At 44.3% G+C, this 25,032-nt stretch carries 11 protein-coding genes; 9 read left to right on the top strand and 2 right to left on the bottom strand.

Annotation, left to right across the window (positions count from 1 at the left end; all coding sequences use genetic code 11):
* Positions 1 to 4: 4 nt before the first annotated feature.
* Both ACOKFG_RS05230 and ACOKFG_RS05235 read right to left on the bottom strand, forming a co-directional pair.
* A complete protein-coding gene (locus ACOKFG_RS05230; protein WP_422861973.1) occupies positions 5 to 1,882 on the bottom strand; it encodes a sodium:solute symporter family protein in 1,878 nt (625 codons plus the stop codon).
* A 19-nt stretch (positions 1,883 to 1,901) separates the two neighbouring features.
* Positions 1,902 to 4,148 carry a GH92 family glycosyl hydrolase gene (locus tag ACOKFG_RS05235; RefSeq protein ID WP_422861974.1) on the bottom strand — a complete coding sequence of 749 codons (2,247 nt, stop codon included), beginning with the start codon at positions 4,146 to 4,148 and terminating at the stop codon, positions 1,902 to 1,904.
* A gap of 223 nt (positions 4,149 to 4,371) precedes the next feature.
* Here ACOKFG_RS05235 and ACOKFG_RS05240 point away from each other — a divergent pair, with 223 nt between their 5' ends.
* The 9 genes from ACOKFG_RS05240 to ACOKFG_RS05280 all read left to right on the top strand — a co-directional run bounded on the left by ACOKFG_RS05240 (position 4,372) and on the right by ACOKFG_RS05280 (position 25,030).
* Entirely contained in the window at positions 4,372 to 5,457 is a 1,086-nt protein-coding gene (locus ACOKFG_RS05240) for a sensor histidine kinase (RefSeq protein ID WP_422861975.1), read from the top strand.
* Positions 5,457 to 6,170, top strand: coding sequence for a response regulator transcription factor (locus ACOKFG_RS05245; RefSeq protein ID WP_298793521.1), 714 nt, complete (start codon positions 5,457 to 5,459; stop codon positions 6,168 to 6,170). Before ACOKFG_RS05240 ends, ACOKFG_RS05245 begins: the two co-directional genes overlap by 1 nt.
* A 156-nt stretch (positions 6,171 to 6,326) precedes the next feature.
* Positions 6,327 to 8,684, top strand: coding sequence for a PSD1 and planctomycete cytochrome C domain-containing protein (locus ACOKFG_RS05250; RefSeq protein WP_422861976.1), 2,358 nt, complete (start codon positions 6,327 to 6,329; stop codon positions 8,682 to 8,684).
* A 1-nt stretch (position 8,685) separates the two neighbouring features.
* The gene (locus tag ACOKFG_RS05255) at positions 8,686 to 10,176 is read left to right on the top strand and encodes a DUF1501 domain-containing protein (RefSeq protein WP_422861977.1); all 1,491 of its coding nucleotides are present in this window, start codon (positions 8,686 to 8,688) and stop codon (positions 10,174 to 10,176) included.
* Positions 10,176 to 11,210 carry a 6-bladed beta-propeller gene (locus tag ACOKFG_RS05260; protein WP_422861978.1) on the top strand — a complete coding sequence of 345 codons (1,035 nt, stop codon included), beginning with the start codon at positions 10,176 to 10,178 and terminating at the stop codon, positions 11,208 to 11,210. Before ACOKFG_RS05255 ends, ACOKFG_RS05260 begins: the two co-directional genes overlap by 1 nt.
* Positions 11,207 to 12,046 (top strand): chitobiase/beta-hexosaminidase C-terminal domain-containing protein, encoded by an 840-nt coding sequence (locus tag ACOKFG_RS05265; protein WP_422861979.1) that lies wholly within the window; start codon positions 11,207 to 11,209, stop codon positions 12,044 to 12,046. The genes ACOKFG_RS05260 and ACOKFG_RS05265 overlap by 4 nt, the downstream gene beginning before the upstream one ends.
* A 14-nt stretch (positions 12,047 to 12,060) precedes the next feature.
* Entirely contained in the window at positions 12,061 to 14,106 is a 2,046-nt protein-coding gene (locus tag ACOKFG_RS05270; protein ID WP_422861980.1) for a DUF2231 domain-containing protein, read from the top strand.
* A gap of 247 nt (positions 14,107 to 14,353) precedes the next feature.
* Complete coding sequence (locus tag ACOKFG_RS05275) at positions 14,354 to 16,501, top strand: OmpA family protein (protein WP_422861981.1); 2,148 nt, start codon at positions 14,354 to 14,356, stop codon at positions 16,499 to 16,501.
* Positions 16,502 to 16,819: 318 nt separating this feature from the next.
* Positions 16,820 to 25,030 carry a T9SS type B sorting domain-containing protein gene (locus ACOKFG_RS05280; protein ID WP_422861982.1) on the top strand — a complete coding sequence of 2,737 codons (8,211 nt, stop codon included), beginning with the start codon at positions 16,820 to 16,822 and terminating at the stop codon, positions 25,028 to 25,030.
* The last annotated feature ends 2 nt before the right edge of the window (positions 25,031 to 25,032 follow it).

Below are 25,032 nucleotides of genomic sequence, written 5' to 3' on the forward strand. Positions count from 1 at the left end.
TGACTTAATTCGGTATTTTTTGAACCTTGTTCAACCAAGTGTACTTTAAAATTAAAGAAGTTATTAAAAAGATCACCAATGTTAAAATAGCTTTTGGATAATCTCTAATGACAAAATAAATGGGCAATAAAATCATGCTGGATTGCCAAACGATTCCAATGGCGCAGTTCATCATATCCCACCAAAAATCATTGTTCTTCTCAAAAGAAGCATCTTCTTTTTTGATCTCATCGGACACCGGTTTCCACCAGCCCCATGGATTTACATTTTTATAAAATGATTTCAGTACTTCCTTATTGGTGGGTTGTGTAAGGTACGTTCCTAAAAAGGAGCCTAAGAGTGAAAATCCAAATATCAACGGGAAGAGATAGAATGCCGGCATGTGTGCCATATCATAGTACCATGTGTCTTCCATAAAATGGTCCTTATTATGATCAAGGAAAAACTGCAAGGTTGCGACTACCAAACCGGCCAACATGCCCCAAAAATATCCCCATCCGTTAAACCGCCACCATATCCACTTTAAAAGATTGGCTGCGATATAGCCGCCATAAAGTGAGGTGCTGATCCAAAGTGTCAATGAATTGATTGATTCTGCAAAGAATCCCATAATCACACCAAGGGCAACTACGGAAAAAGAGGCAATATAACTCGCTTTTATATAGTGTTTGTTTGTGGCCTTAGGCTTGAAATACTTTTTGTAAATATCATTGACGATATATGCTGGCGCAGAATTTACGAAAGCTGAGAATGTGGACATAAATGCCGCGAGCAAACCAGCCAACAACAATCCTTTTATCCCAATTGGAATATGATTATTGATAATTTTGGGTAAAATAACTTCAAGGTGGTCATTGGAGAATCCAGCGGTGGATGCCATTTCAGGAGCTAAAACTACCAAGGCGATTACCACAATGCCAGTAATTAAAAGGTATCTTGGAATGTAAAGCACCAAGTTGGTAAACCCACTCATATAAGCGGCTTCTTTAACAGTTCTTGTGGATAAAATCCGCTGAAAATCATAGCTTGGTACTGGGCCAGCTATACTGGCAAAGAAACCTTTGAAAAGTGACATGCCAATAAACGCTCCGAACATTTTATAGCCTTGTGTATCTATCAAATCATTGAATGCTTGATATTTACTGCTCCAATGTGGACCTAACTCAGTGCTAAAAAAGATGTTTCGCCATTCTTCCGAAATTACCATATTGATTTCAACATCTGAGATAGCAAAAAATGTGTATCCAGCAATAAGAATTCCACCGATTACCATGATAATGTATTGCAATACTTCGGTTGCCACTACAGAGAACATTCCTCCTTTTACCGTGTAAACGGTTGTAAGGAATATGATGATAAGCGCATATGATTGCTCAGAGGTGAAAATGACCGATTCACCAATTTCCAAGGGGATATCCCAAGGTAGAATAACAGCTAAAAATTTTCCGGCACCTTCAAAGAAATAAGAAATAAAGGCAAGGGCTGATGCTACAGCGAAAATAGCAATAATAATATGGGAGGCTCGACCTGCCCTATCGTCTCCAAAACGGGTCAAAATCCATTCGGAACCTGTCATGATATTTGAACGTCGAATCCAAACGGCCAAAAACATCATTACAAAAACTTGGTTGAAAATAGGCCATGTCCACATGTGCATAAAGCTCTTTGTGCCATATAGAAATAGCATGCCTACCATCCAGGCAGTTCCCGAAACATCATACTGCCCGGACCCATTGCTTAAGCCCAAAAAGTACCATTTGATATTCTTTCCGCCCAAAAAATAGGAGTCTAGATCTTTTGATGCCTTTTTCGAAACCCAAATGCCGATAAAAAGGGTCAACAAGATATAGACCGCTATTATTGAAATGTCTATTACATCCATATGCTCGTACAGGCCCTAGCTAAAGGCCCCAATTTTTATTAGGGTTTGCACCCATTTCAAATTCCAACGTACCGCCAGCCAAGATTTCATCATGGGTGATATATGTACGCTGCAATGACTTTCCATTTAGTTTAACTGATTGAATGTATTTGTTGATTGATGAGGTATTTTCTGCGAGAACGGTAAAATTCTTATTCTCGGATATGGTAATAGTTGCCTTGGTGAAAAGTGGGCTTCCCAACTCGTATTGACCCGAAGCAGGATTCATGGGATAGAATCCCAAGGAACTGAATACATACCAAGCAGACATTTGTCCGCAATCTTCGTTGCCACTCAAGCCATCTGGCTGGGCATTATATTGGGTATTTAAAATCTCTCTTACCCAATGTTGGGTTCTCCATGGCTTTTTTGCTCGATTAAATAGATAAGCAATGTGGTGGCTAGGTTCATTACCGTGTGCATATTGTCCAATGAGTCCCGAAATATCCGCGGAAACATTGTCTCCTGAGATTTCAGAACTTTCTGTAAAAAGTTGTTCCAATTTTTCGGTGAAAGGCTCATTTCCGCCATGCAATTCAATAAAGCCAGCAACGTCATGAAGCACAAACCAGCTATGCTGCCAAGCATTTCCCTCGGTGTAATCGGTATGCAATCTGTGATTGGAATATTTTGGATCAAAAGGCTCTCTCCAACTTTCTTTATCCTTGGACCTACCTCTCATAAATCCAGTCTCCGTATTGAACAAATGTTTAAATGCTTCTGACCGCTTTATGAAATAGGCATAATCCTCATCTTTACCCAATACTTTTGCCATTTGAGCAATACACCAATCATTGTAAGCAAACTCAAGACTGATTGTGACGGACTCATCCAACTCGGTGTATGGGATAAATCCAAACTCTTTATAAGGCTTCAATCCACGGATATCATCCATCATGGTTTTTTTGACCGCTTCATAGGCCTTGTCGATATCATAATTTCTAATTCCCTTTAAAAACGCTTCAGCAATCATCGAAACTCCATGGTTTCCAGTCATGGTGTTGGTCTCATTGGCATAAAGGGTCCAGACAGGAAGTCGACCCTGCTCTTCGTAATAGGTCAACATGGATTGGATTATACTATTGACTTTTTCTGGTTGGAGGATATTCAATAAAGGATTTTCCGCCCTGAAAGTATCCCATAGGGATAGGGTGGAGTAGGCTTCCCAACCATCGGCTTTGGCGATACTGTCATTCTGCAATCTGAACTCTCCATTTGTATCACTAAAAAGGACAGGAGCAATCTGCGTATGGTATAATGCTGTGTAAAAAATTGTTTTTAAAGAATCTTGTGACGTTTCAACTTTTATTTTGGACAATAATTCTTCCCACTGTTGGGCTGAGCTATTTTTTATGGTGTCAAAAGAAGTTGTTGACCCATGCTGTTTCAAGTTTTGTTTGGCATTTGTAATACTTACTGATGAAACCGCTATTTTAAGTTCAACTACCTTTTCTTTCCCCGGGTTAAAAAAGAATTGTCCCCCTGTTTTTATCGCTGATACGCTATCAGATTCGTCAATAATATCTTCTTCCGATCCAAATGTTGTTTTGATGATTGGTTCAGAAGATTCGATAGCAAAGAATACTTTTTGATTTTTAGCCCACCCCGTGCTATAACGATGACCGGTAAGCAAGGTTTCACTTTCCAAATGAATTGAGCTTTCAGTAGGCTTGTCCCAATTAACTGCGTAACCCAAATCCAAAATAAATGAAGGATTGCCTTCAGCTTCATAGGTGTATTTGTGAAACGCTACATATGAATTGGCGGTCAATTCAACCTTAATGTTCGGGTCGTCCAAGTGGACTTTATAATATCCTGGCGATGCAATCTCCGTGGCATGTGAGAAATTGGAGGTGTAAGGAAGACTGTCTTTGTTTGTTCCAAATAATGACACATCTACGGAGTCATTTGTTGGCATAAGTAAAATATCGGCTAGGTCCCCAATACCCGTTCCGCTTAAATGAAGTTGTCCAAAACCGGAGATTATCGAATCTGTTATATGGTATCCTGAACACCAATCCCATCCTGCAGTCCCATTGTCCGGACTGGGTTGTACCATCCCAAAAGGGGCAGTCGGCCCAGGGAAGGTATGTCCATGTCCTCCGGTTCCAATAAAGGGATCTACGAAAGATGTTAGTTTTTCAGAAGTACTAGGTTTGTTCTGTTGTTGGCAGGATGAGCATAAAAATACTACCAACAACACAACAATATAAAAGTGTTTATTCATTGGCTCTCAGTATTGGTATTTTTTATACTTTTCCACAAAAAGCGTCTGATGCGATTGAATTAGTAAGGCAATAGTTAGGTTCTAGTTCTACCGTAAATACGGTGTTAAACTTTGTATTTCTAAATATTTATAATTTTATCCCGTAGAAGAATAAATTTAGACCAATAACAAGCCCTAAAGGCTAAACAACAGAAAAACCGCACAAAAAAATACTCGGAATTCTATGTATATAAACGACAAGTTGGATGGGCTTTTAAACGCCGAAACACCCCGACAATACCGCATTACGTATAAGCACCATATCGTCTTCTGGCTTATATATCTCACTATTAATACCATACGGTGGGGAAGCGTACACGACGATTTTGGGCTTTCATTAAAAACCAATCTTATTGGTTTCCCCATTCATATTACCCTGGCATATTTCAACATTTATTTTTTGATGCCCAAGTTTGTATACACAAGGAAATACGTGACCTATACTGCTTTAATGGTTGCATCACTTTTTATTATGCTTTTGGTGAAATTTAATCTCACCTACTTTTTAGTCAGCACCAATGTAATGCCAGAAGGCTCCGGGGTGACCGACAGCATTACGTTTAACTATGCAATTACTACGATGATTGGAGAGCTTTATGTGGTAGCTTTTGCGACCGCGATTAAAGTGACGGTGGATTGGTTAAGGGAGAATAGTAAATTGCACGACCTTGAAAAGAGGCAATTACTGACGGAACTGAAGTTTCTGAGGTCTCAAGTATCCCCTCATTTTTTCTTCAATACACTGAATAACATTTATTCACTTACACTGGAAAAATCCAAAAAAGCACCAGAGGTTATTCTAAAGCTTTCAGAGATGATGCGATATTTGCTATATGCAACTAGACAGCGCAGGCAAGACCTGCGAAGTGAGATTGATTGCATTCAAAATTATATCGACCTGGAACGTATACGTTTTAATGATACACTTCAAATAGATGTTGGTGTTTCCGGTGACATGGACAACAAAGTCATAGCGCCGATGCTATTGGTTCCTTTGATTGAAAACTGCTTTAAACACGGTGCTAGCAAAAATATTGGAGACATGCATATTTCGGTGGATGTCTATGTAACGGATGATTTTCTGTATTTCAAAGTCTCAAATACAATTCCTAAAAAAGACAGTAAAAGCAAAGCAGAAAGTCGAGGTGGAGGAATAGGTCTTTCCAATGTTAAAAAAAGATTGGAATTGGGTTACGACCCCAAAGATTACGAGCTTTCTATTTTTGAAAAAGATAATATGTTCCATGTGGATTTAAAACTAAAAGTGTAATGGAGTTACGAGTAATTATTGTGGATGACGAACCTTTGGCGATAAATGTGCTGAAAAACTATGTGGAACAAGTAAATCAGCTTCAGCTTGTTCAAACGTTTTCAAATGCTATTGACGCCTCATCCTTTTTGCAGGAAAACAAAGTAGATATCATTTTTTTAGATATTAATATGCCCATTTTGGATGGAATGGAATTCTTGAAATCCCTTCAGGTGGTTCCAATGGTTGTAATCACGACGGCGCATGAAGAATATGCACTGAAGAGTTTTGAATTAGAGGCTATCGATTACTTGGTGAAACCAATTCCATTTCCTCGCTTTCTTAAAGCAGTAAATCGAATCATTGGCCTAAAGCAAGAAACCATAAAATCTGGCGGTTCATCCAACGAGCACCCAAGTATCTTCGTAAAGGTGGACAAAAAGAAGTTGCAAAAGATTTTCATTGATGAGATTGTGGTCGTTGAAAGTCTCAAAGATTATATTCGCATAAAGACCACTTCAGCAAAATATATTATTCATAGGACGCTTGGAAGCTTTACGGATGAATTGCCATCCGATAAGTTTATACGAATTCACAGATCTTATACCATTGCCATAGATAAAGTTGAGGCCATCGAGGGCAATAGTCTTGAAATTGATGGGATTCGATATATTATCGGAAGAAGCTACTTAAATGAAGCTAAAAGCCGAATTTTAAACGAGGGAACTAGTTAAAACGGACTAGTGGTCCGTGTGGCTTGATAACGCATTTGCTTATTGTTGTCAATTTCCACATTAGTCTTTGCAGCCCTGTTATTGGTCGAAAAATTTTACCGGATTAGAGAATATCTGGGTAGTTTTAGTTTCAAATATTACGTAATCTATCTTGGCATGTCAGCTGATCCAATATCAAGAAAAAAAATCTCCTATGTTGCTCTGCTATTTGTTTTTATAGCAACGATAATTGGTTGTCAAAATGAGAAAGGGAAATATGTTTCCGTTTCCGATGCTGGCTCGCCCGGGCAGCTACCAGACAGTGTCGACTTTTCTTTTCATATCAAGCCCATCCTCTCCGATAGATGTTTTGCATGTCATGGGCCAGATAAAAATGCGATAGAAGCGGGCCTTTCATTAAATAAAGCCGAGGATGCCTATATAGCTCTGGGTGAAAATAAAGACAGATATGGTATCGTTCCTGGGGATTCTGAAAAGAGTGAAGTGATCAAACGTATTTTTGAAGAAGATCCCAATATGGTGATGCCTCCGCCGGAATCCAACCTCACTTTGTCAGAATATGAAAAAGCATTGTTGAAGAAATGGGTGGATCAAGGAGCTGTTTTCAAAAAACATTGGGCATTTGTACCGCCGGTCGAATCTAAAATACCTGAGCTTGAATCCGATGATTGGAGCGAAAATGAAATTGACAAGTTCGTTCTGGAAATGTTAAAACTTAAAGGATTTACACCTTCAAAAAAGGCAGATAAAGAATATTTGATCAGAAGAGCTTTTTTTAGTATTACGGGTCTCCCTCCTGCAGTGGAGCAAGTAAATGCCTTTGTAAATGACAATTCTGAGAACGCATATGAGAAAATCATTGATTCTTTACTGAACACCAAGGCTTATGCCGAGAATATGGCTGCCGATTGGATGGAGGTGGCGAGATATGCCGATACCCATGGTTATCAAGATGATTTTGAACGTACGATGTGGCCTTGGCGTGATTGGGTCATTCATGCCTTTGATAAGAATATGGGTTATGATGAATTTGTGACCTATCAACTCGCGGGAGATATGTTACCCAATGCTACGAAAGAATCAATATTGGCTACAGGCTTTAACCGTAACCATAAAATTACCGCAGAAGGAGGAATCATTCCTGAAGAATATCGCATTGAATATGTAGAAGATCGCACAAATACCTTCGGTACAGCATTTTTAGGAATGACCTTGGAATGTGCCCGTTGTCATGATCATAAATATGACCCGGTGAGTCAAAAAGACCACTTCCAGTTGTTCGGGTTTTTCAACAATTTGGATGAGGATGGCCTAATGGCCAATGCTCAGGTCATCCCGAAACCTTACATGGCTGTCACCAAACAAGATGCAGAAGGGGTGTTGGATTTTATCAACATGACTAATGTTTCAGAACCTAAACTTGAGATTATGGTCATGCAAGACATGCCCAACCCAAGAGAGACTTTTGTTTTGAATAGAGGAGTATACGACCAACCAACTGATCAAGTTTTTCCGGGAACACCAGAAGATATTATGCCATTCCCGGAAGAACTTCCTCGAAACAGATTGGGACTTTCAAAATGGCTTTTTGATGAGAAGAATCCGCTAACATCTCGGGTGGCCATCAACCGTATCTGGCAACGTATGTTCGGAAAAGGTTTGGTGGAAAGTTCTTATGATTTTGGAAACCAAGGAGCATTACCTTCCCATCCAGAGTTATTGGACTATTTAGCAGTAAAATTTAGAACGGAAGGTTGGAATATTAAGCAGATGATGAAATATATGGCGTTGTCAGCTACCTATCAGCAAAGCACGGAGATTTCTGCGGAAATGAACGAGAAAGACCCAGAGAACACCTATTTGGCTCGGGCTCCCCGTTTAAGACTAAGCGCTGAAATGATTCGTGATCAAGCGTTAAAAATAAGCGGCCTTTTAAATGCTGAGGTAGGTGGGCCAAGCGTAAAACCATACCAACCAGAAGGAATTTGGGAGGAAACCACCGGAGGTGGAGGTGGAAGTACGGCAACCTATGTGCAGAGCTCCGGAAAAGACCTGTATCGAAAGAGTCTTTACACCTTTTGGAAAAGAACGGTGCCTCCACCAAGTATGATGACTTTTGATGCGTCCTCAAGAGATTTATGCACGGTAAAACGGCAAGAGACCAATACTCCACTTCAGGCTTTGGTGCTATTGAACGACCCTCAACTAATAGAGGCAGCTAGGGCATTGGCCATTAAAACATTGGGAGCCACGGATCAAGATTTAACTGATCAAATCAGTTTTATTTTCCAGAGTGCTACTTCTAGAAAACCAAAAGAAGAAGAGTTGACAATTTTAAATGAACTATATCAATCATCCCTGGAAAGAATTAAAACAGGTGAAGTAATACCGGATGAATATCTTTCTATCGGGGAGTTTGAAAATACTGAAAATCTTCCGGCCGATCAATTGGCGGCTTTGGCTTTAACTGCACATACCATTTTAAATTTGGACGAAACCATATCAAGAGGATAACATGGGAGAAAAGAAAATATTAGCCGACAATGCCCTTAACTTGAACAGGCGTGCGTTTTTAGGAAAATCTGCGCTTGGAATTGGAGGTGCCGCTTTGGGGACACTGTTAGGGTGTAATTTTTATCGAAAAGATGGGGAATTACTGGCAAAGGCAAATAACCCAATGGGAATCAAAGGAATCTTACATTCCCCGCACCACCCTGCCAAAATAAAACGGGTAATTTACCTTTTCCAGAGTGGTGGTCCTTCTCAGCTCGAATTGTTTGACTATAAACCATTGCTTAACGAAAGAAGGGGGGAAGACCTTCCAGAATCTATCCGAAATGGACAGAGATTAACGGGAATGACCTCTGGGCAGGATAGTTTTCCATTAGTAGGATCTAATTTTGGGTTTAAGCAATATGGAAAGAACGGAACATGGATAAGTGATTTATTGCCATACACAGCCAAAATGGTGGATGACCTTTGTATTGTAAAATCGATGTTCACTGAAGCCATTAATCACGACCCGGCCGTTACATTTTTTCAAACAGGTTCGCAGCAACCTGGTCGACCAAGTATTGGGTCATGGCTCAGTTATGGCTTGGGTAGTGAAAATGAAAACTTGCCCTCTTTTACAGTTTTACTTTCTCGAGGAACAGGAAGACCAAATGGTCAACCTTTATATACCCGACTTTGGGGTAATGGATTTTTACATTCACTACATCAAGGAGTGCAATTTAGGGCAGCAAAAGACCCTGTACTCTATTTGAACGATCCCAAAGGTATTTCCAAGGAGACAAAAAGAAGTATTCTAGATAATCTTGCCGAGCTTAACGAAAAGCAATATCAAGAATTTGGAGATGATGAAATTCAAAGTAGAATAGCTCAATATGAAATGGCCTATCGGATGCAGACTTCCGTTCCAGAGGTAATGAATACGGAAAACGAACCTGACTACATTTACAAAATGTATGGGGCAGAGGCGAAAATACCAGGCACCTATGCAGCGAATTGTCTTTTGGCCAGAAGATTGGCAGAGCAAGATGTACGCTTTATCCAACTATATCATATGGGTTGGGATCAACACGATAATTTACCGGGTGCTATTGAAAAGCAGGCAAAAGATACGGACCAAGCATCTGCAGCATTGGTGGCGGACCTTAAACAACGGGGAATGTTAGAAGATACTCTGGTGATTTGGGGAGGTGAATTTGGTAGAACCAATTATTCACAAGGTATTTTGACCGAAGAAAGTTACGGAAGAGACCATCATCCAAGATGTTTTTCGATGTGGTTGGCCGGTGGAGGTATAAAACCGGGAATTGTTTATGGTGAGACCGATGATTTTGGATATAACATTACCGAAAACCCTGTTCACGTCCACGATTTCCAGGCAACGCTATTGCACTTGCTCGGAATCGATCACGAAAGACTTACCTATAAATACCAGGGACGACGATTCAGATTAACCGATGTTGAGGGTCATATCGTAAAAGATATTTTGGCATAATGAAGCGTAGGAAGTTCATTGAGAAAAGTAGTTTGGCAGGTATTGGTTTGGCTTCTATTGGTAACATATCATTTTCTCCAAGATTTATGAAAGATGCTATAATAGGACATGGCGACTACAAATACAAGGTCGATATGGATTGGGGAAAACTCAATAGTGAGCGTTACCCGGTGCAAGATTGTCACGAAATGGCCCAGGATGCCAAGGGCCGGATAATTTTACTTACCAATCATACCCAAAACAATGTCTTAATTTATGATAAGTCCGGAAAATTATTGGATTCATGGGGGACAGATTACCCAGGAGCCCATGGTCTTACACTTCATGATGAAAATGGGACTGAGTTTTTATATATCAGCGATAACAATCGTCACGAGGTCATAAAAACCACTTTAGATGGAAAGGTGATACAAGTGTTTCCTTTTCCAATAGAAACAGGAAAGTATCAGAAGAAAGAGGAATATATTCCAACGGAAACGGCTATAGCAGATAATGGCGATGTTTATGTGGCAGATGGATATGGAGCTCAGTATATTACCCATTATGATGCAAAAGGTAAAGTCAAAAATGTTTTTGGAGGTCCAGGAGATGAAGATCACCTGTTCAACAATGCTCATGGTATCTGTATTGATAATCGTGATGCATCCAATCCCACTTTATTGATTACCGCAAGACAGCAGAATAAGCTAAAACGCTTTTCCATGGCTGGAGAATATCTGGAAACTATCGACTTGCCAGGAGCATATATCTGCAGGCCTGTAATTCATGACAAGAATGTGTATTTGGCAACTATTTGGTCTGGAGATGGTTCTGAAGGAACCGGATTTATCTCCATTCTAGACGAAAACAATAAACTCATTTCCGCGCCAGGCGGAAGTGCGCCCACATACGAGAATGGAAATTTGAATCATATGCACCAGGCATTAAAAATATTCAGACACCCTCATGATGTGTGTATAGATGAAGATGATAATATCTATGTGGCACAATGGAATTCCTGGAACACATATCCAATAAAATTATATAGGGTATGATAGGGCGGTTTGGATTGAATTTTCGGAGGTTACATATCCTCAACTATGTTGTGATTGGTTCTTTTTTAATATCGATAACAGCCTGCGAATCAAAAAAAGCAAACTTTTTAAAAGCTGAAGCAGTACAATTGGCCCCACCACGGATAGAAGTTGATTCGCTCCTGTTTAATAAGACAGCACATTTTAAATTATTTACAGGAAGCAATGAGGCCAACATCAGATATACATTGGATAACAGCGAGGTGACTTCAGATTCGCCAATCTACACTGCTCCAATAGTGGTTTCAACAACAACACATCTAAAAGTAAAAGCCTTTCATCCTGACTTTAAAACTAGCGAAGTAGTGGAGGGAACCATCATTCAGATGAAAAAAGATATTTCAGGAGCCTCTATTGCAGTGCAGCCTGAAGCACATGAAAATTATAAGGCAAGTGGACCTAATACCCTTATTGATGGACGAAAAGGAGGGGTGAATTTCAGAAACGAAGCTAGGTGGTTAGGATTTCAGACTGCCGAAACTATAATAAATCTTGATTTTTCAGATTCAGAACCAATGGAAAAAGTGTTGGTGGGATTGCTACAAGATCATGGCTCATGGATTTTTCTTCCAGATGCAATTGAGGTAACAACATCCGGCAAATCTATAGGCAAGTTAAAACTTGAGCCTTCGGAAAATGGTGAGAGCAAAAAAATGGGTTTCACAGAAGTTCCGATAGAAAAAGGAGTATATGACCAAATCACAATAACCATTTCTGCGTTGAATGGAATTCCGGAGTGGCACCCAGGTAAGGGAACCATGCCTTGGACTTTTGTAGATGAAATTTTGATTGAATAACCGAAAAACGAAGCATGCAATTAGGCAACTTACATCCCTTATTTGTCCATTTACCTATTGGTATTTTGGTTTTAGCTTTCTTAATGGAGCTTTATTACAGGAAAAAACCTGCTCCCAAGGACAATGGAACCATATTGTTTGCTTTAGGCATAGGAGCTTTGAGTTCTGTGTTTTCTATAGTGTCTGGTTGGTTTTTAGGTGATGGGGGAGGATATGACGAAGCTCTCCTGTTCAATCATAGATGGATTGCTGTTGCTTTTGCAGTGGGAAGCTTGTTGCTCTTCTTTCTAAAAAAATCGCCTAAGAATATAGCGCAACGAGCATATTTCCCTGTTTTTATTGTGGTTTTGGTGTTGTTGACCTTGACAGGGCATTATGGGGGTAGTCTTACCCATGGAGAAGACTTTCTGTTTCACGAGGAATATGAAGATCCGGTAATTGAAGATGTTGACAAGGCGATGGTTTATGCAGACATTATACAGCCCGTTCTGCAGAGAAAGTGCGTTAGTTGTCACAATCAAGGGAAATCCAAGGGAGATTTGCTCCTCACTTCAGAAAAAGAGTTACTTGCAGGAGGTGAGTCAGGTTCACTGTTTGATTCTTTAAGTGTTGAACAAAAAACCCGTTTCATGTATCACCTTGAACTTCCGCTGGAAGATGATGATCACATGCCTCCAAAAGGGAAAGTTCAGTTGACTTCAGACGAAATGCAATTGATGGAATGGTGGATTCAGAATCAGAATTGTTTCGACTGTGTCACCAAAGATTTGCCTCGAGATGCAAAATTGGATGGCATTCTGGCTTCTTTGGAAAAAGATACTTCTACAAGGGCTTTGATTGCAGAACAAGTTGATGAGGTTCCATTGGAATTTATTACTTCCCTGGCTCAAAACAGAATGTCGGCACAACTTGCTGCAGAAGATATGCCTTTGATTTCGGTAAATTTTAAGAAACGAAAGGACATTTCTGAGGCTGACTTTGAGTTATTGAAAGAACACAGAGAAAATATAGTTGGTCTGAATCTGGGTTATACCAACTTTAATGATGAACTCGTAAAGCAGTTAAGGCCATTTAAGAACCTCACCAAACTTCAATTACAACACACTGATATAAGTAATGAAACCATTAAGCAGTTAGCGAAGTTTGATTATTTGGAATCTGTAAACCTTTATGGTACTGAACTCGATGATTCGGCACTGAAGATATTGGAGAATTTTCCCAATCTGAAAACCGTCTTTACATGGAGAACCAAAATGACCAAGGACGGTATTTTGGCTTTTGAGGACCAAAGTAATGGAGTAACGGTTCAAGGCCAGATTGCAGATAGCGTTTTTGCCGCAAGTACCTTAGCCCCTCCAACCATATTGGCCGCACATGAAATTTTCACGGATTCGGTTGAGGTGGCCATAGAACAATTTTTTGAAGGAGCAAAAGTATATTATGTTTCAGAAAATGCTAAAAATGATACTGTACCTAGGGAGTACACCGAACCATTTTACCTAAATGAAACTACAACATTAAAGGCATATACCAGCTTGGATGGTTGGGAGCCAAGCGAACCTGCTTCTATCGATTTCCTGAAAAGCCAGGCTCAAATTAGCAACGTGTCCTTAGCTAGATCACCACATCCAAAATATCAGGCAAAAGGGGGAAAAACACTTATGGATCTCAAACGCGGCACAACAAATTTTGTAGATGGAAACTGGGTTGGTTTTGAAGCGCAACATATGACCGCGACTATTGAATTTAAGGAACAAACCGTGGTTTCCAATATTTCAATTGGAAGCCTTTCAATCCCTAATAATTGGATATTTTTTCCTGTTGGGTATACGGTCTGGGGCTCCACCGATGGTAGTACTTTCAGCAAACTTAAAACAGTAAAACTAGGTATTCAACAACCATCGGTCATCATAGAGCGAAAAGCTTACAATATTGATTTTGACCCCATAGCCTTAAAAAAGGTGCGTCTTCTGGTTGAAAGCCCTCTTAAAAATCCAGATTGGCATGCTGTGCCAGGCGGAAACAGCTTTATCTTTTTGGATGAGCTTGTTTTTAATTAATCTCAATCACCTCACTTGTGATGTAACAATAATTAGGGTTTACTCATCTTAATTCCATTCCATTTTTGTCATTTACATGAATGCTGAAAGGTATCTCTATGGGACCAAATAAGGCATTCGTCAATCCAAAATAGCCATTTGTTCATTGGTAGAATTATCGAAAGACCATTTGCCTTCTCTTTGTAATCGATAATTAACCTTATTTATAACCCTGTCCAAAAATCTTTTTGGTCTCAACCCCATGAACATGTTTTCAAAAAACACATTGCTTGGCTTTTTACTGCTTGCGGCCGTATGTTCCGCAAGAGCTCAATCGTATGGAGGTCTTCTTACAGATAATTACAGTGGAATGCATGGAGTAATTTCCAATCCAGCTAACATTGCAGATTCTAGACTTAAGCTTGATATAAACCTGTTTGGAGTCAGCGCATTCTTCGGTAATAACTATATAGGCTTCAACCTAAACGATGCCTTTGGTGATTTTAGTGAGGCTTTTGATAATGCTGCTACCTTCCCTTCCAATGATAATTTCCTAGCTTGGAATATTGATGTTTTAGGACCCTCCGTAATGCTAAGTTTGAATGAGAAACAATCCTTAACAATTTTCACACGAGTGCGGTCGATTTTTAATCTTTACGATGTCAGTGGTGAAATTTTGGATAAGGAAGGAGGTTTTGATGAAAGTCAAGATTTTTTTATAGATCAAGGCAATGTAAATGGCTCCTTTAATTTTTGGGGAGAGATTGGCATCTCATATGCAAGAGTGTTGATGAATGATGGCAAGAACTTTATTAAGGGAGGATTGAGCTTAAAATATATCCAGGGTATGGGTAACGTATATGTTAATGGAACCGATGTAACATTGGATTATGATGCCGCAAATCGCGAGATAACAACAACAGGTCAGCTCAATTATGGGAATACCGATAATTTAGATGATACAGGTAACGGAGGTAATTTTTTTGATTTTAGTGGAGGAGCAGGTTTTGGTACAGATTTAGGTTTTGTTTATGAATGGAGGCCCGAATTTGAAAAGTTCAATAAGACAGACGTCTCAGGAAAAACCATAGTAGATAGAGGCGCTAATAAATATAAATTCAAACTTGGACTGTCCATAACGGACATTGGAAAAATAAAAGACGCCAATGGTGTAAATAGATTATATAATTTGAACAGAACACAAAACATTGACGATTTTGATGGTGATGTATTGGAGGAAGGTCTCGAAGATAACTTTGATTTAATATCTGAAACTAAATCAAGTGATATTACCCTACCAACCGCCGTTCATGCCAATGTGGATTGGAATATGAACGCAAACTTCTACCTAAACTTGAATGCAGATATTCCTTTGACATCAAAAAATAAGATCAATACCGGTAGAATTCTGAATCAGGTAACATTAACTCCAAGATATGAGCTTCCATGGTTAGGAATCTACTCTCCATTAAGTCATTTGGAAGGAGTAGGTTTCCAATGGGGTGCAGGTTTAAGGCTAGGTCCGATATATTTGGGGTCCCAGTCCATTATTTCTGCTGTCACAGGGAAGAATACCAAAGCCGCAGATTTATATGCAGGGCTTAAAATTCCGATATATCAAACAAAGTTAAAGGACAGAGACAATGACGGCATAGTTAACGATGAAGATAGCTGTCCAGATGTTGCAGGGCCCATTGAAAACAAAGGATGTCCATGGAAAGACACTGATTCGGATGGAATTTTGGACAAAGATGACAACTGTCCTAAAGTAGCTGGACCTAAAGAAAACAATGGGTGTCCATGGAAAGACACCGATTCGGATGGAGTATTGGATAAGGATGATGACTGCCCTATGATTTCAGGCCTTGAAGAGTTTAATGGGTGCCCTGATACTGATGGCGATGGTATAGCTGACGTCGATGATCGCTGTCCCAAAAATCCGGGCAGTATTGAAAACAAGGGATGTCCAGATAAAGATGGGGACACATTAGTGGATATAGATGATCTGTGTCCAGATACTGCTGGCCCTGTAGACAATTATGGATGTCCAGAAGTTACAATTGAAATACAAAAGCAATTGAATGACTATGCCAAGACGATTCTATTCGATACAGGAAAGGCTACCATAAAACCAGAGTCAGTAACCGTGATGGTAGATATTATCCAAATACTTAACGAATATCCCAATGCCAAATTCACCGTGGAAGGGCATACCGATAGTGTAGGAAGTAGCGCAAGCAACCAGCGACTTTCAGAAGCAAGGGCCAATTCTGTAAGAGACTTTCTAATCAATGAAGGGATATCTTCAGAAAGATTGAATGCGATTGGATACGGTGAAAAAAAACCAATGGCTTCCAACAGCACAAGAATTGGAAGAAAACAAAATAGAAGGGTAGAAATAAACCTAATAAAATAAACTTCCAAACAAAAAATCAAAAACCCTGGAGGCATGCCTCCAGGGTTTTTTTATTTCTGGATTTTTCTGTTTTGATCGAACACGAATTGAGTTTAATGGCGCACAAAGAACGGGATGAAGAAAAATCTTACATATTTAACATGTTGATTATCAATGGATTTTTGGGTTTATCAATTCATTATGCCCTTTCGTCAATTCACGACTCTAATAGATTAATTGACCAAACCTTCATAGGTCAATAATGCCTTATTTTATTATTGCCCAATCACATTTTGGAATTTCTATAACAGGAAAAACTAGAATTTAACCTACTAGCTTATGACTGAACATTTACATTCCTTCAACTTTTTCTCCTCCAATAATTTTGTATTGGCAAATCGCGCTTACGCTATACATAGTCTAATAAGCAGATTGATATTATATCTATTTTGCCTTATCTCGGTATTTAGCCTGTCAGCTCAAGAAGTGGACAACTGGTACTCTGCCGACAGGGCTATAAATGCTCCTTCTCCTGTTGGTGACTTGTTTCTTTTCACACCATACGCACCGGCGGATGGCACACCGGTCAATGTATGGTATGAATTGGTAGACTACAACTTTAACTTCACTCAGAATGCCATGGAACACCCGCCTGGACCATATCCAGGCAACTATAATCGGCCATGGGAGAATTACCCTAACCATGGTTTTCAACACCCAGGCGGTCCTGGGTTTTTGACTCCAACAGGAGCTATACCTGGTGTGCCAACATTACGTAGGGATGTCATGAACTTTAACCCGGCAGTGCAATTTGATGGTACTTCAGGAGGCGGAGCAGGAGAAGCACTGTACTTTCGCTCACATGCCAGGGATGAGTCTATGGTCATCGTTGTCTTTTCAGCCCCTGGAGCCGGCACTACTGCAGAAACTCAAAGCCTGCTGTTTGGTGGAGATATCACCAACCATTTAAATACCATTACCAATCTTTCCTTGGGTGTCTCAAGCGGTAATCGCTTTTCTGTGGGTAGAACTTGGGATTCGGGCACATTCTTTCAAACGGGCGGCATTGATTTATTGGAACGCCCCACCATCGGGGTACTTTCCAGAAGTTTTCCAGCCGTTCAACAAGAAACTTTAACTACAAGAGTAAATGGGTTGAACGACGTTAATATAACACGCCTTGATCCAACAGCGCAGGAATCCCTGTTCTATTACAACAGAATGGGAAAGCACTTTAATGATGCCGATCCTGGTGGTATTTCAGACCCAAGTAATCTTTCAGGTTATATAGCAGAAGTAATGTTAGTAGAAGGAATTTCGGACGCAAATCATATCCAAAGATTGGAAAGCTATTTGGCCATAAAATATGGTATTACACTTAATGCGATTGGAGGTTTGGGCAGCATTAATGGAAATGATTCTTACAATTATCTCGCGGCCGATGGCACAATAATATGGCCTTTCGATGCCACATACCGATATGATATTGCCGGTATAGGAAAAGACAGGTTTAATGATAGTGGTGTCAATCGATTAAGGTATAACCTACACCAACGCATCTCAAAAAGCGTAAACGCAGAGGCTAGGGTTACCATATCAACAAATTCAGACTTCTCTGCGGATAATTTGGATGATACCAGAACAGCTATTGATGCATCTCATTTTTCATTGCCCCGTGAACTCAACTACTTGGTATGGGGAAATGATCATGGAGATATAATTTTTCCCACAAACGTTAATACTCCTGTAGGCTTTGATGGAAGAATTCCAAGGCAGTGGAGAATTATTGAAACCCGCTCTGGTGGTACAAATCCAATTATCAATGTAAGTGTCCGGATAGATCTTACAGGATCGGATTTACTGAATTATGAGGCTTGTGAGATATTTTTGATTATAGACGAAGATGGAAATGGGAATTTTGGCGATGGAGTAATAACATCTATAGAAGCTTCAAGCATAATAGGCTCAGATGTATTTTTTTACAATGTAAATTTTGTTGGTACAGATGTTTTTACGGTCGCTTATCTTGAAGATGTCCAACCTCCTACGGCAAGCAACCCCGCACCTCTGACCGTTTGCGAGGTCATTCCTCTGCCCGACACCTCTGTGGTTACCGATGAAGCAGACAATTGTGCAGTGGATACCGTGGTTCATATAAGTGATGTGTCAAATCTTATGTCCAATCCAGAAACCATCACTCGGACATATAGGGTTACTGATACCTCAGGTAACTTCATGGATGTCTTCCAAACAATTACTATTTACACTACTCCCGATGCCGGAAATGACAATACAGTGCAAATTTGTGAAGGAGATGCTACACCATTAAGTCTTCCTGCCAGCTTGGGCGGTGTCCCAGAACTAGGAGGGACTTGGACCGATGTGAATAATGTTTTGGGCAATGGGTTAAACTCACCAATTACTGATGCCACCGCTGCCGCCATGAATTTCTCAACAGTTGCTTCCGGAAGCTATGACTTCGTCTACACCATAACGGCCACGGCGCCATGTAACGAGACCTTCGCGACCATAACCGTGACGGTCAACAGCACGCCCACGGTTGACGTACTTGCCGATGTCACCGTATGCGACTCCTTCGAACTTCCTGCCCTGACGACGGGGGACTACTTCACGGGCACCGGGGGAACGGGCACACCGCTGAGCGCCGGTGACGACATCTTAACGACACAGACCGTGTTCATCTACGCCGAGACCGGGACGACCCCGAACTGCTCCGATGAGAGCAGCTTCACCGTGACGGTCAACAGCACGCCCACGGTTGACGTACTTGCCGATGTCACCGTATGCGACTCCTTCGAACTTCCTGCCCTGACGACGGGGGACTACTTCACGGGCACCGGGGGAACGGGCACACCGCTGAGCGCCGGTGACGACATCTTAACGACACAGACCGTGTTCATCTACGCCGAGACCGGGACGACCCCGAACTGCTCCGATGAGAGCAGCTTCACCGTGACGGTCAACAGCACGCCCACGGTTGACGTACTTGCCGATGTCACCGTATGCGACTCCTTCGAACTTCCTGCCCTGACGACGGGGGACTACTTCACGGGCACCGGGGGAACGGGCACACCGCTGAGCGCCGGTGACGACATCTTAACGACACAGACCGTGTTCATCTACGCCGAGACCGGGACGACCCCGAACTGCTCCGATGAGAGCAGCTTCACCGTGACGGTCAACAGCACGCCCACGGTTGACGTACTTGCCGATGTCACCGTATGCGACTCCTTCGAACTTCCTGCCCTGACGACGGGGGACTACTTCACGGGCACCGGGGGAACGGGCACACCGCTGAGCGCCGGTGACGACATCTTAACGACACAGACCGTGTTCATCTACGCCGAGACCGGGACGACCCCGAACTGCTCCGATGAGAGCAGCTTCACCGTGACGGTCAACAGCACGCCCACGGTTGACGTACTTGCCGATGTCACCGTATGCGACTCCTTCGAACTTCCTGCCCTGACGACGGGGGACTACTTCACGGGCACCGGGGGAACGGGCACACCGCTGAGCGCCGGTGACGACATCTTAACGACACAGACCGTGTTCATCTACGCCGAGACCGGGACGACCCCGAACTGCTCCGATGAGAGCAGCTTCACCGTGACGGTCAACAGCACGCCCACGGTTGACGTACTTGCCGATGTCACCGTATGCGACTCCTTCGAACTTCCTGCCCTGACGACGGGGGACTACTTCACGGGCACCGGGGGAACGGGCACACCGCTGAGCGCCGGTGACGACATCTTAACGACACAGACCGTGTTCATCTACGCCGAGACCGGGACGACCCCGAACTGCTCCGATGAGAGCAGCTTCACCGTGACGGTCAACAGCACGCCCACGGTTGACGTACTTGCCGATGTCACCGTATGCGACTCCTTCGAACTTCCTGCCCTGACGACGGGGGACTACTTCACGGGCACCGGGGGAACGGGCACACCGCTGAGCGCCGGTGACGACATCTTAACGACACAGACCGTGTTCATCTACGCCGAGACCGGGACGACCCCGAACTGCTCCGATGAGAGCAGCTTCACCGTGACGGTCAACAGCACGCCCACGGTTGACGTACTTGCCGATGTCACCGTATGCGACTCCTTCGAACTTCCTGCCCTGACGACGGGGGACTACTTCACGGGCACCGGGGGAACGGGCACACCGCTGAGCGCCGGTGACGACATCTTAACGACACAGACCGTGTTCATCTACGCCGAGACCGGGACGACCCCGAACTGCTCCGATGAGAGCAGCTTCACCGTGACGGTCAACAGCACGCCCACGGTTGACGTACTTGCCGATGTCACCGTATGCGACTCCTTCGAACTTCCTGCCCTGACGACGGGGGACTACTTCACGGGCACCGGGGGAACGGGCACACCGCTGAGCGCCGGTGACGACATCTTAACGACACAGACCGTGTTCATCTACGCCGAGACCGGGACGACCCCGAACTGCTCCGATGAGAGCAGCTTCACCGTGACGGTCAACAGCACGCCCACGGTTGACGTACTTGCCGATGTCACCGTATGCGACTCCTTCGAACTTCCTGCCCTGACGACGGGGGACTACTTCACGGGCACCGGGGGAACGGGCACACCGCTGAGCGCCGGTGACGACATCTTAACGACACAGACCGTGTTCATCTACGCCGAGACCGGGACGACCCCGAACTGCTCCGATGAGAGCAGCTTCACCGTGACGGTCAACAGCACGCCCACGGTTGACGTACTTGCCGATGTCACCGTATGCGACTCCTTCGAACTTCCTGCCCTGACGACGGGGGACTACTTCACGGGCACCGGGGGAACGGGCACACCGCTGAGCGCCGGTGACGACATCTTAACGACACAGACCGTGTTCATCTACGCCGAGACCGGGACGACCCCGAACTGCTCCGATGAGAGCAGCTTCACCGTGACGGTCAACAGCACGCCCACGGTTGACGTACTTGCCGATGTCACCGTATGCGACTCCTTCGAACTTCCTGCCCTGACGACGGGGGACTACTTCACGGGCACCGGGGGAACGGGCACACCGCTGAGCGCCGGTGACGACATCTTAACGACACAGACCGTGTTCATCTACGCCGAGACCGGGACGACCCCGAACTGCTCCGATGAGAGCAGCTTCACCGTGACGGTCAACAGCACGCCCACGGTTGACGTACTTGCCGATGTCACCGTATGCGACTCCTTCGAACTTCCTGCCCTGACGACGGGGGACTACTTCACGGGCACCGGGGGAACGGGCACACCGCTGAGCGCCGGTGACGACATCTTAACGACACAGACCGTGTTCATCTACGCCGAGACCGGGACGACCCCGAACTGCTCCGATGAGAGCAGCTTCACCGTGACGGTCAACAGCACGCCCACGGTTGACGTACTTGCCGATGTCACCGTATGCGACTCCTTCGAACTTCCTGCCCTGACGACGGGGGACTACTTCACGGGCACCGGGGGAACGGGCACACCGCTGAGCGCCGGTGACGACATCTTAACGACACAGACCGTGTTCATCTACGCCGAGACCGGGACGACCCCGAACTGCTCCGATGAGAGCAGCTTCACCGTGACGGTCAACAGCACGCCCACGGTTGACGTACTTGCCGATGTCACCGTATGCGACTCCTTCGAACTTCCTGCCCTGACGACGGGGGACTACTTCACGGGCACCGGGGGAACGGGCACACCGCTGAGCGCCGGTGACGACATCTTAACGACACAGACCGTGTTCATCTACGCCGAGACCGGGACGACCCCGAACTGCTCCGATGAGAGCAGCTTCACCGTGACGGTCAACAGCACGCCCACGGTTGACGTACTTGCCGATGTCACCGTATGCGACTCCTTCGAACTTCCTGCCCTGACGACGGGGGACTACTTCACGGGCACCGGGGGAACGGGCACACCGCTGAGCGCCGGTGACGACATCTTAACGACACAGACCGTGTTCATCTACGCCGAGACCGGGACGACCCCGAACTGCTCCGATGAGAGCAGCTTCACCGTGACGGTCAACAGCACGCCCACGGTTGACGTACTTGCCGATGTCACCGTATGCGACTCCTTCGAACTTCCTGCCCTGACGACGGGGGACTACTTCACGGGCACCGGGGGAACGGGCACACCGCTGAGCGCCGGTGACGACATCTTAACGACACAGACCGTGTTCATCTACGCCGAGACCGGGACGACCCCGAACTGCTCCGATGAGAGCAGCTTCACCGTGACGGTCAACAGCACGCCCACGGTTGACGTACTTGCCGATGTCACCGTATGCGACTCCTTCGAACTTCCTGCCCTGACGACGGGGGACTACTTCACGGGCACCGGGGGAACGGGCACACCGCTGAGCGCCGGTGACGACATCTTAACGACACAGACCGTGTTCATCTACGCCGAGACCGGGACGACCCCGAACTGCTCCGATGAGAGCAGCTTCACCGTGACGGTCAACAGCACGCCCACGGTTGACGTACTTGCCGATGTCACCGTATGCGACTCCTTCGAACTTCCTGCCCTGACGACGGGGGACTACTTCACGGGCACCGGGGGAACGGGCACACCGCTGAGCGCCGGTGACGACATCTTAACGACACAGACCGTGTTCATCTACGCCGAGACCGGGACGACCCCGAACTGCTCCGATGAGAGCAGCTTCACCGTGACGGTCAACAGCACGCCCACGGTTGACGTACTTGCCGATGTCACCGTATGCGACTCCTTCGAACTTCCTGCCCTGACGACGGGGGACTACTTCACGGGCACCGGGGGAACGGGCACACCGCTGAGCGCCGGTGACGACATCTTAACGACACAGACCGTGTTCATCTACGCCGAGACCGGGACGACCCCGAACTGCTCCGATGAGAGCAGCTTCACCGTGACGGTCAACAGCACGCCCACGGTTGACGTACTTGCCGATGTCACCGTATGCGACTCCTTCGAACTTCCTGCCCTGACGACGGGGGACTACTTCACGGGCACCGGGGGAACGGGCACACCGCTGAGCGCCGGTGACGACATCTTAACGACACAGACCGTGTTCATCTACGCCGAGACCGGGACGACCCCGAACTGCTCCGATGAGAGCAGCTTCACCGTGACGGTCAACAGCACGCCCACGGTTGACGTACTTGCCGATGTCACCGTATGCGACTCCTTCGAACTTCCTGCCCTGACGACGGGGGACTACTTCACGGGCACCGGGGGAACGGGCACACCGCTGAGCGCCGGTGACGACATCTTAACGACACAGACCGTGTTCATCTACGCCGAGACCGGGACGACCCCGAACTGCTCCGATGAGAGCAGCTTCACCGTGACGGTCAACAGCACGCCCACGGTTGACGTACTTGCCGATGTCACCGTATGCGACTCCTTCGAACTTCCTGCCCTGACGACGGGGGACTACTTCACGGGCACCGGGGGAACGGGCACACCGCTGAGCGCCGGTGACGACATCTTAACGACACAGACCGTGTTCATCTACGCCGAGACCGGGACGACCCCGAACTGCTCCGATGAGAGCAGCTTCACCGTGACGGTCAACAGAATCTCAGCATTGGTTAGTATGGATAATGAATTGTGTTTAGATAGTGGAACAGGTTCCATAAATGTTTTAATGGAGACTGGAGTGGCACCATATACCGTTCAGCTGAATGCAATGCAAGCAATAATTTTTAACACAAATTCATTTACTATTAATGATTTGGTTTCTGGAAACTATACTTTGAATATTACAGATGCCGATGGGTGTGAAACAAGCGAGATTTTTGATATTGAAGCTGAAGGAATAGATTTGAGTGCCGAAATAACACCGGTTTATGGTTGTGATTTAGGGGAGTTTTCAAACTATATTGATGTTGAGCTAAACAACTCAATAGTTTCATCTGATGTGTTATATGCATTAGATTCAACGGACCCAAATGATTTTATTATCAATCCTGATTTTATCAATATTTCTGAAGGGGAACATTTTCTATCAATTCTTCACGTAAATGGATGTATGGAAACTATTCCTTTTGAGATTGAGGAAGGGGAGCCATTACGCTTGAGCCTTAACAGTTCTAACATTAATCAGATAACCGCAACTGTTACTGGAGGAACGGCACCATACACCTATTTCTTTGATGACCAATCAGGGTCCGGTGATAATACATATTCTATTACTTACAGTGGAATACATTTGGTAAGGGTATTGGATGGAAATGGTTGTGAGGTAATACAAACTATTTCATTGGACTTCTTGGATATTGAGATTCCAAATTTCTTTACTCCAAACAATGACGGAATACGTGATGTATGGAAACCCAAGAACATTGAAGGTTTCTCAAATATTGAAACTGTCATATTTGACCGTTATGGTCGAGAAATAAGGCTTCTAGGGGCTTTAGGCAATGGATGGGATGGTTTTTATGAGGGCAAACCTTTGCCCTCAGGAGATTATTGGTACATAGTCAAATTAAATGATGGCAGTGAACGTGAATTTGTAGGCAACTTTACCCTATACAGATAAGA

This window comes from Flagellimonas rhodophyticola (assembly GCF_049332665.1).
Classification (GTDB): domain Bacteria; phylum Bacteroidota; class Bacteroidia; order Flavobacteriales; family Flavobacteriaceae; genus Flagellimonas.

Coding starts and splice junctions, on each gene's coding strand:
- ACOKFG_RS05250 (WP_422861976.1), top strand. CDS start 6,327: ATGTCAGCTGATCCAATATCAAGAAAAAAAATCTCCTATGTTGCTCTG.
- ACOKFG_RS05230 (WP_422861973.1), bottom strand. CDS start 1,882: ATGGATGTAATAGACATTTCAATAATAGCGGTCTATATCTTGTTGACC.
- ACOKFG_RS05270 (WP_422861980.1), top strand. CDS start 12,061: ATGCAATTAGGCAACTTACATCCCTTATTTGTCCATTTACCTATTGGT.
- ACOKFG_RS05240 (WP_422861975.1), top strand. CDS start 4,372: ATGTATATAAACGACAAGTTGGATGGGCTTTTAAACGCCGAAACACCC.
- ACOKFG_RS05280 (WP_422861982.1), top strand. CDS start 16,820: ATGACTGAACATTTACATTCCTTCAACTTTTTCTCCTCCAATAATTTT.
- ACOKFG_RS05245 (WP_298793521.1), top strand. CDS start 5,457: ATGGAGTTACGAGTAATTATTGTGGATGACGAACCTTTGGCGATAAAT.
- ACOKFG_RS05260 (WP_422861978.1), top strand. CDS start 10,176: ATGAAGCGTAGGAAGTTCATTGAGAAAAGTAGTTTGGCAGGTATTGGT.
- ACOKFG_RS05265 (WP_422861979.1), top strand. CDS start 11,207: ATGATAGGGCGGTTTGGATTGAATTTTCGGAGGTTACATATCCTCAAC.
- ACOKFG_RS05235 (WP_422861974.1), bottom strand. CDS start 4,148: ATGAATAAACACTTTTATATTGTTGTGTTGTTGGTAGTATTTTTATGC.
- ACOKFG_RS05275 (WP_422861981.1), top strand. CDS start 14,354: ATGTTTTCAAAAAACACATTGCTTGGCTTTTTACTGCTTGCGGCCGTA.
- ACOKFG_RS05255 (WP_422861977.1), top strand. CDS start 8,686: ATGGGAGAAAAGAAAATATTAGCCGACAATGCCCTTAACTTGAACAGG.